General features: G+C 67.2%; 12 protein-coding genes and 1 pseudogene. 8 read left to right on the top strand and 5 right to left on the bottom strand.

Annotated features, from left to right (window positions below; translation table 11 throughout):
• Positions 1-7: 7 nt before the first annotated feature.
• Together ESO89_RS01210 and eif1A are read right to left on the bottom strand one after the other, a co-directional pair.
• Positions 8-907 carry an ATP-grasp domain-containing protein gene (locus tag ESO89_RS01210; RefSeq protein ID WP_128903862.1) on the bottom strand — a complete coding sequence of 300 codons (900 nt, stop codon included), beginning with the start codon at positions 905-907 and terminating at the stop codon, positions 8-10.
• 68 nt (positions 908-975) lie between these two features.
• The gene (gene eif1A / locus ESO89_RS01205; protein WP_128903861.1) at positions 976-1,266 is read right to left on the bottom strand and encodes a translation initiation factor eIF-1A; all 291 of its coding nucleotides are present in this window, start codon (positions 1,264-1,266) and stop codon (positions 976-978) included.
• 88 nt (positions 1,267-1,354) lie between these two features.
• Between eif1A and ESO89_RS01200 the strand changes: the two are divergent.
• The 6 genes and pseudogenes from ESO89_RS01200 (at position 1,355) to ESO89_RS01180 (ending at position 4,087) form a co-directional block, all read left to right on the top strand.
• Positions 1,355-1,533: pseudogene (locus tag ESO89_RS01200) on the top strand (DUF7470 family protein).
• An 89-nt stretch (positions 1,534-1,622) separates the two neighbouring features.
• Entirely contained in the window at positions 1,623-1,868 is a 246-nt protein-coding gene (locus ESO89_RS01195; protein WP_128903859.1) for a hypothetical protein, read from the top strand.
• Positions 1,869-1,997: 129 nt separating this feature from the next.
• A complete protein-coding gene (locus ESO89_RS01190) occupies positions 1,998-2,195 on the top strand; it encodes a hypothetical protein (protein WP_128903858.1) in 198 nt (65 codons plus the stop codon).
• Positions 2,196-2,262: 67 nt separating this feature from the next.
• The gene (locus ESO89_RS01185; RefSeq protein ID WP_128903857.1) at positions 2,263-3,237 is read left to right on the top strand and encodes an aldo/keto reductase; all 975 of its coding nucleotides are present in this window, start codon (positions 2,263-2,265) and stop codon (positions 3,235-3,237) included.
• Between the two features lie 97 nt (positions 3,238-3,334).
• The gene (locus ESO89_RS18355; RefSeq protein ID WP_164932725.1) at positions 3,335-3,490 is read left to right on the top strand and encodes a hypothetical protein; all 156 of its coding nucleotides are present in this window, start codon (positions 3,335-3,337) and stop codon (positions 3,488-3,490) included.
• Positions 3,491-3,625: 135 nt separating this feature from the next.
• A complete protein-coding gene (locus ESO89_RS01180; protein ID WP_128903856.1) occupies positions 3,626-4,087 on the top strand; it encodes a hypothetical protein in 462 nt (153 codons plus the stop codon).
• Positions 4,088-4,685: 598 nt separating this feature from the next.
• Here the strand turns inward: ESO89_RS01180 and ESO89_RS01175 are convergent.
• Positions 4,686-8,951: an LAGLIDADG family homing endonuclease gene (locus tag ESO89_RS01175; protein WP_128903855.1), complete on the bottom strand. Its 4,266-nt coding sequence runs from the start codon at positions 8,949-8,951 to the stop codon at positions 4,686-4,688.
• A 426-nt stretch (positions 8,952-9,377) separates the two neighbouring features.
• Between ESO89_RS01175 and ESO89_RS01170 the strand changes: the two genes are divergently transcribed.
• The gene (locus tag ESO89_RS01170) at positions 9,378-9,617 is read left to right on the top strand and encodes a hypothetical protein (protein WP_128903854.1); all 240 of its coding nucleotides are present in this window, start codon (positions 9,378-9,380) and stop codon (positions 9,615-9,617) included.
• Positions 9,618-9,650: 33 nt separating this feature from the next.
• On the opposite strand, the gene ESO89_RS01165 is transcribed toward ESO89_RS01170, so the two are convergent.
• Positions 9,651-11,918 (bottom strand): CDC48 family AAA ATPase, encoded by a 2,268-nt coding sequence (locus ESO89_RS01165; RefSeq protein WP_128903853.1) that lies wholly within the window; start codon positions 11,916-11,918, stop codon positions 9,651-9,653.
• Positions 11,915-12,166, bottom strand: coding sequence for a DUF7127 family protein (locus tag ESO89_RS01160; RefSeq protein WP_128903852.1), 252 nt, complete (start codon positions 12,164-12,166; stop codon positions 11,915-11,917). Before ESO89_RS01160 ends, ESO89_RS01165 begins: the two co-directional genes overlap by 4 nt.
• A 170-nt stretch (positions 12,167-12,336) precedes the next feature.
• Here ESO89_RS01160 and ESO89_RS01155 point away from each other — a divergent pair, with 170 nt between their 5' ends.
• Complete coding sequence (locus ESO89_RS01155) at positions 12,337-13,158, top strand: alpha/beta fold hydrolase (RefSeq protein ID WP_128903851.1); 822 nt, start codon at positions 12,337-12,339, stop codon at positions 13,156-13,158.
• Positions 13,159-13,380: the final 222 nt, after the last annotated feature.

The raw sequence follows: 13,380 nt of genomic DNA, 5'->3' as shown, positions 1-13,380 counted from the left end.
GCTCCCTTTATCCTCTTGTAGCCGTCCGCTCGATCAGCCCGGCGAGCCGGTCGTAGAAGTCGGGCTCGTACTTCGTGGCCGCGTCGACCGTCGGCCGGGCGTTCGTCTCGTTGATGACCAAGCGCCCGTCCGTCGTCAAGATGTCGACGCCGAGGTAGTCGATTCCGAGGACCTCCGCGGTCCGCTCGGCCAGTTCGCGTGCACGGTCCGGGAGGTCGACCCCGGTGGCCGCCGCGCCGCGGTGGACGTTGTGCTTCCACCGGCCCTCCTCGACCGCGTCAGCGGGGAGCTCCCGCTCGACCGCGCCGACGTACGCGCCGTCGACGACCATCGCCCGGTAGTCGCGCGCGTCGGGGAGGAACTCCTGGATCAAGTACGACTTGTCGCCGGTCGCGCGGTAGTCGTGGACGAGGTTCAGGTAGTCGACGACGCCCAGAAGCGAGTCGAGGTCGCCCGCGGTCGCGACGCCGACACCCCGGGTCGCGGAGTTCGGCTTGACGACGACCGGGTAGGAGAACGGTTCGACGGCCTCGGCGACGACCGCCTCGTCGACGGGGTTCGACACCAGCGTCGTCCGCGGCGTCGGGAGTCCGGCCTCGTCGAGCGCGGCGAGTACACCCGCCTTGTTCCGCGAGGTGAGGACGGCCTCCCGGTCGTTCACCCACGGGACCGACAGCCGCGCGTCGACTACGGCGCCCTCCATGAGCCGGGAGGGGTAGACGAAGCCGGCGTCGAAACCGTCGAACTCGCCGTCAGCGCCCTTCGCAGCCTCGCGGTTTCCGCCCCTGGAGACGCGAAGCGCCCGCTCTTTCGTCTGCACATGGTCGACCGCGATCCCGCGGTCGGCGAGCGACCCGCGCACGCGCTCGAACGTCTCCTCGTTGGTCGCCATCGCGAGCCGGAGCATACGTCCGCTCGGGACCGTTCGGACTTAAAAATCGCGAGGGACGTGTCGTGTCCGCAATCCCGCCCCGCTCACTGCAGGTGGCCTTCCTCGCGGAGCTGTTCGGCCTCGCTCTTCTCGTAGCGCCACGCGATGTCGGCCTTTTCGTCCTGCCAGTCCCACGGCTCGACGAGGACGATGTCGTCCTCCCGTATCCAGACGCGCTTCTGCATCCGACCGGGGATGCGGGCGGTCCGCTCTTTCCCGTCCGCACAGCGCACCCTGACCCGGTTCGCGCCGAGCATCTCGACGACCTCAGCGAACACCTCGTCGTCGTCCGGCATCCGGAGGTCGTTTCGACCGCCGCCGTCTCCGTTGCTCATGCGTACGCGGTGATACGCGCTCTCGAAAATAAAAGGGCCGCTCTCCGCGCAAGGGGCTTTTTAAACCACGACGGCGGCGATCGGAGCCATGCGCGACACCCTCGGGTCCGAAGGCATCGCCGGCGTCGCCGTCGTCCTCATCGCGGTCGGGATTCTGACCGTCCACGACCCGATCGTCGGCGCGGGCGTCATGATCCTGTCGGCTGGCCTCGCGCTGATCGCGAAGGGGATCGCCGACTCCACGATCGGGCGTTCGGGCTCAAGTAGCCGTCACGCGGCGCGTCTCGGGAGACTTCGAGGGTGCGCCTTCGCCGCGCTCCCGAAAGAATGATAGTTCGCGGCCGCCCCGGACCGGTATGGTCGACGTACCCGCGTTCGCCGTCGAACTGATCGAACTCCTCGCCGTCGTCGTCGGCGCCGGCGCCGCCTCGACGATCGGGGTCGTGCTGGAACGCTTCGGGCTCACCGCGGTCACTGCCGGCGACCTCGCGCTCGGCGCGTGGGCGGCCGGGATGGGCCTGCTCGCGCTGTACGTCGGAGTCGTCGCCCTCGGTTACGAGCAGGCGCTTCCCCGGCTCCGGCGGCTCGCCGCCGGCGAGTGAGCGCGACCGCGTGACTGCGTGACTGCGTGACTGCGTGACTGCGTGACTGCGTGACTGCTCGGCCGCCGCCGGATGGCCCGCCCGATCCGTACCCGCGCCTTTTTACTCGACCTCGGTGAGGGGAAGAGTATGGACAAGATCCTCACGAACTGGCTCCTCGGTCTGATCGCCGCCCTCCTCGCCGTGCTCGTGCTCGACTCGACCGGGCAGTCGTTCCTCGCCCCGCTCGCGCCCGTCGCGAACGTGCTCGCGCTGGTGACGTTCCTCGCGTTCGTGCTCCTGACGGGCGCGTTCCTCGTGTACACGGCGTCGTTCCGAGACCTCTAGGCCCCTCCCCGCGACGATCCCGTCCGCCGCGGGTACCTTTTTACCCCGCGTCCGCCTGCTCCGTCGTATGGAGTACACGACGCTCGGGAGCACCGGGACGACGGTCTCGAAGATCTGTCTCGGCTGCATGAGCTTCGGCGACTCGGACTGGCGCGAGTGGGTGCTCGACGAGGAGGAGGGGAAGGCGATCGTCGAGCGCGCGCTCGAACTCGGAGTGAACTTCTTCGACACCGCCAACATGTACTCGAACGGCGAGTCTGAGCGCGTCCTCGGCGAGGCGCTGGCGGGCCACCGCGAGGAGAGCGTCGTCGCCACGAAGGCGTACTTCCAGATGGACGAGTCCGACCCGAACTCGGGCGGGCTCTCGCGGAAGGCGATCGAACAGGAGCTGGAGCACAGCCTCGACCGACTCGGGATGGAGACGATCGACCTGTACCAGATCCACCGGTGGGACGACGAAACCCCGATCGAGGAGACGCTGGCAGCCCTCGACGACGCGGTACGACGCGGCAAGGTCCGCCACATCGGTGCCTCGTCGATGTGGACCCACCAGTTCGCCGAGGCGCTGCACGCGAGCGACCGCGAGGGGTACGAGCGGTTCGTCACCATGCAGAACCACTACAACCTCGCGTACCGCGAGGAGGAACGCGAGATGCTCCCGTTCTGTGAGAGGGAGGGGATCGGCGTGATGCCGTGGAGCCCGCTCGCGCGCGGGTACCTCACGCGCCCGCACGCAGACGTTGACACCACGCTCCGCGGGGAGACCGAAGAGCACCTCTACGAACACCCGTATCGCGAGGGCGGCGGGCCGGCGGTCAACGAGCGCGTCGCGGAGCTGGCCGACGAGAAGGGCGTGAAGATGGCCCAGATCGCGCTGGCGTGGCTGTTCCACAAAGAGTGGGTCGACACCCCGATCGTCGGCACCTCCAGCGTCGAACACCTCGAAGATGCCGTCGAGGCGCTCGACATCGACCTCTCGGAGTCGGACGTGGAGTGGCTCGAAGCGCCGTACGAGCCGGTCCGCGTCTCCGGCCACGAGTAGTCGGCGAGACGGACCGCTTCGACCCGTTCTGCCGCCTAAATCGTGTTTTAGGAATATACCGACAAGCTATTTGTGTGGCACTCGTTGACAATGATGTATGCCCGACGACACCGACCGATCCGCCGTCCGGTCGCGCACCGAGTACGCGCGCGGTCGGACGCGGTGCCCGAACTGCGGCGATCGCGTACCGGCGGCCGGCCGAGACGCGGAGACGGCGGAGTGTCCGAACTGCCACAGTATGGTTCGGCCGTGACGCCGGTGCCGATCCCGTCCCGGTCGCGGGGCGAGGCCGAACTCGTCGGTTCGCCGCGGTTCGTCGTCCGCTTATAAACGCACCGTCGCGGGCGGCACGACAACTCTTTTCGGCCGGGGCGCCGAATCAAGGTCCATGGCAGACGACGACGCCACCGACGCCGACGGCGGCGAGGAACAGGGCGACAGCACCGCCGGAGCCGAGGGCGACGACGGCGAGGAGAAGTCCTTCCGCGAGCGCGTCGAGGAGATCCGCGAGCGACGCGAGCAGGAGCGCGAGGAAGGCGACCGACCCGAGCCCGAAGAGATGATGGGCGGCGGCGGCGGCCCGCCGGGGATGGGCGGCGGTGGCGGCGGCAACCCCTTCGCGCAGATGATGTCCGGCATGATGGGCGGCGGCGGTCCGGGCGGCGCGGGCGGCCCGCCGGGGATGGGCGGCGGTCCCGGCGGTCCCGGCGGCGCAGGCGGTGGCGGCGAGGAACGCGGCGACCAGGCCGGCAACGAGGAACTCGTCCGCGAAGTGCGTCAGCTCCGCGACGAGGTCCGCGACGCCACCCGCCAGCTCCAGCGCATCGCGCAGGCGCTCGAAGACGACTGACTCGGCGACAGATCTCTGCGGCCGCGGTTCTCTCCGTTTTCGACGCGTAGAGCGTCGTGCTCGTTCGTGGATCGATAGCGGGAGTAAGTATAGCAAGTCGGTCGTAGCCCGGTTTATAAGTGATCGAGTGGTGTCGCTGTCGGCCGTTTATAAGTGAATAATGGAACCGCGGTGAAGACCTCCAAAGCCCCAGCCACTGCGGGCGGCGCACGCTCGCTGCGCTCCTCACTCGGTCGCGTTGCTCCCTCGTTGCGGTGCTTACATCGCCTGCGCCGCCCGCAGCGACTGTCCCTTTGATTCCCACCCCGACCGCACAGCAACGCAGCCTCACCCCTCCCCAACCTCGCTGCGGCCGCCATGGGCGGCCGCGGGCTCCCTCGCACGCGCTCCTCGCGGCCGCCGGTGGCGGCCGCTCGGAGGCGCGCGCCACCGCACTGTTGTTTATAAGCAATCGTCGCCGTCGCTCCCGGCTATTTAAATACCGAATCGCAAGCGCCGGTTTGCAATACCCACTCCCGCTATCAGTCGCGTCCCACTCCGGACACCGTCTAAAAAATCGCGTCGTCGAGAGTTCGTTATCGACGCCAGCCTGTCCCGTCTAACACTCCGACCAACCGCACGACTCGCACGTCTTGCAGCCCTCGGAGTAGTAGAGGTTCATCCCGCCGCACTCGGGACACTCGGGCGACTCGCCCGCCGCGATCAGCTCCTGCATCGCGTCGTCCGCGTCAGCCGCGTCGTCTGCGGCCTCGGGACCGCCAGCGGCCGGGGCGTCGGTCGCCGTGCCGGCGTCGACCGCGCCGCCGTCGGTCTGACTCGGCGGCTCGGTGGCGGTGGTCCCCACGTCGTCGAGGCTCTGCTGTTGGGGGATCCCCTTGTCGACCTCGTCGTCGAGGTAGCGGCGGAGCGCGGTGCCGATCGCGTCCGGGATCGACTGGATCTGCTCGCCTTTGTCCCACGCGACCTTCGGGCTCCGGGTGCCCTGCAGCTCGTCGACGATCTCCTCGGGGTCGACGCCCGAGCGGAGCGCCGTCGAGATGACCTTCGCGAGCGCCTCCGTGAAGGAGTTGGTGTAGCCGCCGGAGTGGCCGATGTTCGCGAACAGCTCGAACGGCAGCCCCTTGTCGTCCTCGTTGATGGTGACGTACAGCTTGCCGTAGCCCGTCTCGACCCGCTGGGTGACGCCGTTCAGGGAGTCGGGACGCGGACTGCGCTCGCTGTAGTCGATCCGGGGCTGCTCGCTGGCTTCGAGCAGGTCCGAGATCTCCGCGTCGATCGCCGCCTGCACGTCCTCGTTGTCGAGGAACGACTCGATGCCGCCGAACACCTCGCCGATCTGCTCGACGATCGCCTCGGCCGCCTCGCTCTCGTCGGCGAACTCCGTGTTCTTCGCGCGCGTCGTGAGCACCTGCTTCGAGCGGGTGCCGTCGCGGTAGACGGTGACGCCCTTCCCGCCGTGGTCGTAGATGTAGCGGTACACCTCTTCCATCTCCTCGGCGGTGGCGTCGTTCGGGAAGTTACACGTCTTCGAGATGGCGGAGTCGACGCCCTTCTGACACGCGCACTGGACCGCCGCGTGCTGCTTGCCCGAGAGGTCGCCGGTGACGACGAACAGCTCGCCGATCGCGTCCGGCACCGTCTCCAACCCGTCCACGCCGTTGAATTCGTTCGTCGCCATCTGGTCTTGTGCCTCCCGCTTGACCGCGTCGACATCGACGTCGTTCTCCTCTAAGGTGCGCAGGAAGTAGTCGTCGAACTCGACGAGCATCTCGTCGCCCTGCACGTCATCGGAGACGTTCTTGTAGTAGGCGACGTTGTAGATGGGCTCACACCCGCCGGTGGTGTTGCCGATCATCGACGTCGTGCCTGTGGGCGCGATCGTCGTCGTGTTGTGGTTGCGCACCGGGAAGCCGTCCTCCCACTCGTCGGCGTCGAGGCCGGTGTAGTGCTCGAACCAGTCACGGTACTCGGTGGGGTTGGCGTACTTCGAGTCCTCCCAGTCGTTGAACGTCCCGCGCTCTTGCGCGAGCTCGTGGGAGGTCTGTTTCGACGCGTGGTTGATGTGGGTCATCAGCTGGCGGGCGACCTCGTTGCCCGGCTCGGTGCCGTACTGGATCCCGAGCTGGATGTACAGCTGTGCCAGCCCCATAACCCCCAACCCGATCTTCCGCATGTCGCGGACCTTCTGCTCGATCTTCTCGACCGGGAAGTCCGACATCGTGACCACGTTCTCCAAGAAGCGGGTGCCGTAGTCGATCCGCTCGTCGAACTCCTCGAAGTCGATCGCCTCCGCTAAGAACGCCGACATCGCCGCTTCCTGTGAGTCGTACTCGTCGGCGTGCTCGTCGGACCAGACGCGCCAGTCCGGCGCGTCCTGCGCCGCGAGCGTCGAGAGGTTGATGTGACCGAGGTTACACGCCTCATATTCTTCGAGCGGTTGCTCCCCGCAATTATGGGTCACAATCCCGTTAGCGACGAATGAGTGCGTTTCCGGCTCAGTCAGGTCGTAGACGGCTTCGTGGCCGTCGCCCTCGACTGCGGAAACGGTCGCTTCGAATCCCTCACTGTACGGTCCGCGGTCGTAGTTCGTGAGACGCTCATCGAGTGCGTCCTGTTTCGAGTCGAGGAGGAATCCGATCTCCTCCGCGAACCGGACGAGATTGTCCTTCGAGATGACGAGATCGTGATCGGCCTGTCGCTCGCATTCCGCAGTTCCGCCCTTTCCGTCGGGCATTTCTTGAAGGCCCGCCTCGTGGCGCTCTTCGTAGATCTTGCTGAAGATTCCGAAGTTGAGCAGGAGTTGCTGGACCTCTTTTAACAGATCGGTGCTCGTACTCGTGAGCCGGACGGAGACGCCCTTCTCGACGTTCCCCTGAACGCCGCCGTCCGCGGAGAACAGCGCACGGAGGTACCCGCGCGCCATCTCCTCGCTCCCGCGCATCACGGCTTCGGGAACCTGATGCTTCCGGTCAACTAAACCGGCCTCCTCGGCGTACTCGTACAGCCGAGCCGAGCGGATCCGCTGCTCGACGGCCTGCGCACCGCGGTAGTCGTCACTTCTGGCAATCTCGTTGACGCCGACCTCGTAGTCGGCGTTACCGACAGGATCGCGAACGACTTCGTTCACGTCAGCTGCGAACGATTCCGAGACCTCGGCGTCCTCGTCGTAGAAGTTGAGGACGGCGCGTTCCTCCCCGGTCTTGAGATGGCCGTCACCGACCATCCAGCCGAGTACGCGACCTTCCGCCGCCGTTCCGTGCTGGCCGAAGGAGCCTTTTCGATTCTGGATGTGAACCGTGTCGCCGGCGTCGAGATTCCCGGCCTCGACCCATCCGTCGTCGGTCATGACGCGGTGGTCGTCAGTCAGACGGAGTTCGTACCCCTCTTCGGTCGTGAGTTTATAAACGTCCTTCTCGCCGGTCTTGTAGACGCTGCTCGCTTCCTTGAGCGTCTCCTCACTGAGGCGACCGTCCACGACGACGTCGCGTGCGACGCCCTGCTCGTAGAGTTCCTCGGCTTCGATGAGCCCGTTCTCAGTGCTGATCAGCGTGTCGCCGGTGACACAGGGGTTCGTCGCGAGGATCCGGTGGTCCGGGTGCTCCTCCACGTCGAACGAATGTTCCTTGTTCACGCGTTCGAGGTAGATGACGCCCGGCTCGCCGTTCTCGTGGGCGCCCTCGATCATGTCGTCCCAGAGCTCCTGTGCCGGGATTGACAGCTCCTCGCCGACCTCGACGTGCTCGCCGAGGCCGAACATGTCGTAGATCTCCTTCGTCTCCGGGGTCGCGATGTGCGGCTCCTCCGTGCGCGGGTTGGTGAAGGTGAACTCCTCGTCGTTGTACAGCGCCTCCATGAAGTCGTCGGTGACGCCGACGCTGATGTTGAAGTTCGACAGGTGGCCCTCGACCGCGTTCCGGAGGTGCTCGGGGACCTTCCCGTCCTCGTCGATGAGGCCGCGGGCCTCCTCTAAGGCGTCCGTGAAGGAGTTGTGCGTGAAGTCGTCGGGGTCGTTCAGCCGCAGCGAGTGGGCCAGCGAGACGTCCTTGTTCTTCGAGTGGATGAACTGGATGACGTCCGGGTGCGAGACGCGCATGACGCCCATCTGGGCGCCGCGGCGCGCGCCGCCCTGTGCGATCGTCTCGCACATCTGGTCGAACGTGCGCATGAAAGTGATCGGTCCTGAAGCGATCCCGCCGGTTGACCCAACAGAATCTCCATATGGACGGAGTTTCCAAAACGCATACCCCATTCCGCCACCGCTCTGAAATACCTCCGCGGCCTCCTTGGCGGTCTGGTGGATGTCCGTGATATCGTCCTCCGGAGAGTCGACGAAGCAGGCGGAGAGCTGCTGGAGTTCGTCGCCCGCGTTCATCAGGGTCGGAGAGTTCGGCATGAACGAGAGGTTCTCCATCCCGTCGCGGAACCGATCGGCGGTCGCCTCGACGTGGTCGCGGACGCCCTCGGGGAGCTCGGGGACGATCGTGTCGTACGCGAACTTGTTGACGTTGTGCGCGGTGAGTGTCGTCTCCGCGTCGTCTGCAGCGGTAGTCCCTGCGCCGAAGACCTCTTCGGCGAGCTCGTCGCGCCGCGGGTGGTCGGGCTTGAGCTGGTCGGGCGTGACCGTGATCTCGAGGTCCTGATTCTCCGCCTCGAAGACCGCCTCCGCGAGCGCGACGTTGCGCGCGACGCGGTCGAACAGCTCCTCGGGATCTTCGATCGGCTCCCCGTCCGCGTTCTTCCGGAGGTAGCGCGCGGGCAGGATGTTGTGGTAGGCGTTGGCCGTGAGACGTTCCTCCATCGTCTCGCCCGTGGTGCGTTTGATCGGCAGTTCGAGTTCGTCGGCGGCGACGCCGTCGCTGCTCATTCGACGGTCACCCCGCTCGGTTGGCGTGGGATATGGATCATCTGTAGTGTTGGTGTACTGGCGAGGCGGGCCCTTGTACGTTCGGATGTTCGGACCCGACGGGCGTCTATATGTTTGATTCGTTATGCAACGTCCGTTCCGCACGTCTGACGCTGGATTTCGGTACGTCGGCAACAAACGGGCTCCGGACACATAAGCGTAGCCAGACCGGAGTGAAACTGATCGGTGATCGAAAAAACCGCAGTAAGGCGGTGTGTTCCCACCGGAACAGAAGGGGGGTTGTTTGGCGCGGTTTTTCGCGGAGACGGCGGGCATCTCCGTCCTCTCGCCCGCCACGCCTGTGATCGATCGTCGGGGTTCGACGCGGTTCTTGCCGCAGACCTATCAAAACCCGATAACTGTCGGTCGCGCTCGCCCCCCAAGCTTATGCCGGGCGTCGCCGTGAATCCGGACATGACTAGCTCTCTCGCTGCGCTCGCGGTCTCCGCACCGCTTCAGGTCGGCCTGCTCGCCAGCCCGACCGGACAGCTGCTCGTCGCGCTCGTCGCCGTCGCGGTCGTGATCATTCTCGGGAAGTTCGTGCTGAAGCTCGCGTGGCGGCTCGTCACGATCGGAATCGTCGTCGTCGCCGCGCTCTACCTGCTGTCGGTGCTCGGCGTCGTTTAAAAAGAAACCCGCAGCCGCGACCGGTCCGGAGTTCTACTGGAACGCGGTGCCGGGCTCGGTCTCCGCGCGGTCGACCTCCGACCGCCGGAACTGCTTTTCGATCTCCTCGTAGCGCTCGCGCGTCTCGGGGGTGACGCTCGGGTTCACCTCGCTCAGGGCGTCCTCGAAGTGCTGCATCGTCACGCGGACGTTGCCCACGGACTCGCCCACTTCCTCGCGCGCCACGCTGCCGACGAACTCCCGGGAGGCGTTCATCGACGCCTCGCGGGCCACCGCCTCGATGTCGGCGCCGACGTATCCCTCCCCCTTCCGGGCGATGACGTCCAGATCGACGTCGTCGGCCAGCGGCTTGTTCCGCGTGTGAACCTCCAAGATCTTCCGACGTGCGCCTTCGTCCGGCACGGGAACGTGGACGTGGCGGTCCAGCCGACCGGGGCGGATCAGCGCCGAGTCGATCAGATCCGGGCGGTTCGTCGTCGCGATGACGACCACGTCCTCCAGCGATTCGAGCCCGTCGAGCTCCGTCAGCAGCTGGGAGACGACGCGCTCGCCGACGCCGGAGTCGCCGGAGTTCTTGCCGCGCTCGGTCGCGATCGAGTCGATTTCGTCGAAGAACACGATCGTCGGCGCGTTCTCGCGGGCCTTGCTGAACACCTCGCGGACGCCCTTCTCGGACTCACCCACGAACTTGTTCAGCAGCTCCGGCCCCTTGATCGAGATGAAGTTCGACTCCGCTTCGTTGGCGACCGCCTTCGCGAGCAGGGTCTTCCCCGTGCCCGGCGGGCCGTACATCAGCACGCCCTTGGCGGCCTGCATGTCGAGCTCCTCGAACACCTCGGGGTACTCCAGCGGCCACTGGATCGTCTCGCGGAGCCGCTCTTTGGTGTCCTCCAAGCCGCCGACTTGGTCCCAGCTCACGTCGGGGACCTCGACGAACACCTCGCGGAGCGCGGAGGGTTCGATCCCCTTCATCGCCTCCTTGAGGTCGGACTCCGTGACCTGGATGGAGTTGAGCACGTCGGCGTCGATCTCGTCGCTTTCGAGGTCGAGCTCGGGACGGATGCGCCGCAGCGCGTGCATCGCGGACTCCTTCGCCAGCGACTCCAAGTCGGCGCCGACGAAGCCGTGGGTGTTGTCGGCGTACTCGTCTAAGTCGATCTCCTCGACCAGCGGCATGTTCCGCGTGTGGACCTGCAGGATCTCCTTGCGGCCCTCGCGGTCGGGGACGCCGACCTCGATCTCGCGGTCGAACCGGCCGCCGCGCCGGAGCGCGGGGTCGATCGCGTCGACGCGGTTGGTCGCGCCGATGACGACGACCTCGCCGCGCTCCTCGAGCCCGTCCATCAGCGAGAGCAGTTGGGCCACGACGCGGCGCTCCACGTCGCCGCCGGCGTCCTCGCGTTTGGGCGCGATGGAGTCGAGCTCGTCCATGAAGATGATCGCGGGCGCCTCCTCGGACGCCTCCTCGAACACCTCGCGGAGCTTCTCCTCCGACTCGCCGTAGTACTTCGACATGATCTCCGGCCCGGAGATCGTGTGGAAGTCCGCGTCGATCTCGTTGGCGACGGCCTTGGCGATCAGCGTCTTCCCCGTGCCCGGCGGACCGTGCAGGAGCACGCCCTTCGGCGGGTCGATGCCGAGCCGCTTGAACAGCTCCGGGTGCCGCATCGGCAGCTCGATCATCTCGCGGACCTGTTCGAGTTCGCTGTCGAGCCCGCCGATGTCCTCGTAGGTCACGTCGGGGCCCTCGCTCGCTCCCTCACCGCTGCCGCTCCGGTCGGTCAGCTCCTCGGCCGGGACCTCCGAGATCTCGATCTCGGTGTCGTCGGTGATGACGACGGTCCCCGAGGGGGTCGTCGAGGCGACCTTCATCGGCACCGCCTGCGACTGGCCGCCCATCAGCCCGAAGCCGAGCGACGTGCGGATCGTCTGCCCCTCGGTCACCGGCTGGCCGGAGAGCTTGTCGCGGATGAACGGGGCGATCTGCCCCCGCACGCGGAGCTGGCTCGGGAAGGCGATGGTGACCGACTCCGCCCGCGAGACGTCGACGTCCTCGACGGTCACGCGGTCGTCGATGCCGACGTTGGCCTCCTGCCGGAGGCGGCCGTCGATGCGCACGACGCCGGTCCCGTCGTCCTCGGGGTAGCCGGGCCAGACGCGGGCGATCGCGGCGCCGTCCGACCCCTCGACGCGGACGATGTCCCCGCCGGAGAGGCCGAGCTCCTCGGCGGCGACGCGGTCGATCGCCGCGAGGCGACGCCCGGCGTCCTTCTGTTTCAGCGGTCTGACGGTGAGCTTCATCGCTGACCCTCCACGGTGACCACGCCATTCTCCACGACGGCCGAGTCGGCCGCGCCCGGGAGATCGAACTCCGACTCGACCGGCTCGCCGTCGCTCTCGATCACGACGATGGCGGTCTCGCCGACGGTGTCGACGGAGACGTTCTCGGCGTCGGCGCCCAGATCGGCGGCGACGACCCACCCGTCCTCGTACTCGTACCGGCGGAGCAGCGCGCCGTCGCCGGTCGATCGGGTCTGTTGGTGATTCATGCTAACTATAAGTTAGGCGCGAGGATACATAAATACATCGCCAAAAACCGCATGACGTGAGATATTGACGGCGTATCGGTGGTGTTGCGGTTCGGGGTCGATCGCGGCGCCGTCGGCGACCGCTCTGCGCGGCGGCGGCCTTTATGAGGCGGCGCGCGGGAGCAACGCCCATGGAACGGGTCACGCACGATGGCCGCGACACCGCCTATCGGGTCTCAGACCGCGGCGGCGACGGGCCGACGGTCTGTCTCGTCCACGGGAGCGGCGGGAGCAAGGACGTCTGGAAGGCGCAGGCGCGCGCGAGCGACCGGTTCCCGGTCGTCGCTCTCGATCTGTCGGGCCACGGTGACAGCGACGGCATCGACAGCGACGGCATCGACAGCGACGGCATCGACAGCGGCGACGCTGGCGCCCCCGCCGGCCCCGAGACGCTCGACGCGTACGCGGACGACGTGGTCGCCGTCGCGGAGGCGACGGGCGCGACCGTCCTCTGTGGCAACTCGCTGGGCGGGGCCGTCGCGCTGTGGGTCGCCTTGGAGCGCGACCTCGCGCTCGACGGCCTCGTGCTCGCCGGCACGGGCGCGAAGCTCGCCGTCGACGAACCCCTCCGCGACGCGCTCGCGACCGACTTCGACCGGGCGATCGATCTCCTCCACGAGCCCGACCGGCTGTTCCACGACGCGCCGCCGGAGTACGTCGAGCTGTCGCGCGCCGGAATGCGAGCGTGCGGGCGCGCCGTCACCGAATGCGACTTCCGCACCTGCCACGCCTTCGACGTTCGCGACCGGCTCGACGAGATCGGGGTCCCGTCGCTCGCGGTCGTCGGCGAACACGATTCGCTCACGCCGGTCGCGTACCACGAGTACCTCGCGGACCGGATCGAAAACTGCGAGCGCGCGACCGTCGAGGGCGCCGCGCACCTCGCGATGCTCGAACGACCGGCGGCGTTCAACGCGGCGCTCGCGACGTTCTGCTCGCGGGTCTCGCCGTAACGACGGTCGACCCCGAATCCGGGAGGAATCCCCGCCGAAGTAGCTCGGCCTGTCGCGCCGCTGACCCGGTGCGCCGCTGACTCGGTGCGCGTCGTGTGCCCCTCGTCTCGCTGCCGTCCGCCGCCGTCGTCAAAAAGCCGCGGCGAGCGAAGCGGTCGTCCGAGGCGCGTCCCCCGACGGGGACGCGACCCGTGCTTGGAAGCCGTCTGGACGGAACTCGAT

The sequence above is a fragment of the Halorubrum amylolyticum genome (assembly GCF_004114995.1).
GTDB lineage: Archaea > Halobacteriota > Halobacteria > Halobacteriales > Haloferacaceae > Halorubrum > Halorubrum amylolyticum.
The sequence above is the reverse complement of the archived record's forward strand: the minus strand, read 5'-3'. Positions and strand labels throughout refer to the sequence as shown.

Bases quoted from the DNA above. Each gene is read 5' to 3' on its own strand.
- ESO89_RS01170 (WP_128903854.1), top strand. From the start codon at position 9,378: ATGCCGGGCGTCGCCGTGAATCCGGACATGACTAGCTCTCTCGCTGCG.
- ESO89_RS01195 (WP_128903859.1), top strand. From the start codon at position 1,623: ATGGTCGACGTACCCGCGTTCGCCGTCGAACTGATCGAACTCCTCGCC.
- ESO89_RS18355 (WP_164932725.1), top strand. From the start codon at position 3,335: ATGCCCGACGACACCGACCGATCCGCCGTCCGGTCGCGCACCGAGTAC.
- ESO89_RS01210 (WP_128903862.1), bottom strand. From the start codon at position 907: ATGCTCCGGCTCGCGATGGCGACCAACGAGGAGACGTTCGAGCGCGTG.
- ESO89_RS01185 (WP_128903857.1), top strand. From the start codon at position 2,263: ATGGAGTACACGACGCTCGGGAGCACCGGGACGACGGTCTCGAAGATC.
- ESO89_RS01190 (WP_128903858.1), top strand. From the start codon at position 1,998: ATGGACAAGATCCTCACGAACTGGCTCCTCGGTCTGATCGCCGCCCTC.
- ESO89_RS01165 (WP_128903853.1), bottom strand. From the start codon at position 11,918: ATGAAGCTCACCGTCAGACCGCTGAAACAGAAGGACGCCGGGCGTCGC.
- ESO89_RS01175 (WP_128903855.1), bottom strand. From the start codon at position 8,951: ATGAGCAGCGACGGCGTCGCCGCCGACGAACTCGAACTGCCGATCAAA.
- eif1A (WP_128903861.1), bottom strand. From the start codon at position 1,266: ATGAGCAACGGAGACGGCGGCGGTCGAAACGACCTCCGGATGCCGGAC.
- ESO89_RS01155 (WP_128903851.1), top strand. From the start codon at position 12,337: ATGGAACGGGTCACGCACGATGGCCGCGACACCGCCTATCGGGTCTCA.
- ESO89_RS01160 (WP_128903852.1), bottom strand. From the start codon at position 12,166: ATGAATCACCAACAGACCCGATCGACCGGCGACGGCGCGCTGCTCCGC.
- ESO89_RS01180 (WP_128903856.1), top strand. From the start codon at position 3,626: ATGGCAGACGACGACGCCACCGACGCCGACGGCGGCGAGGAACAGGGC.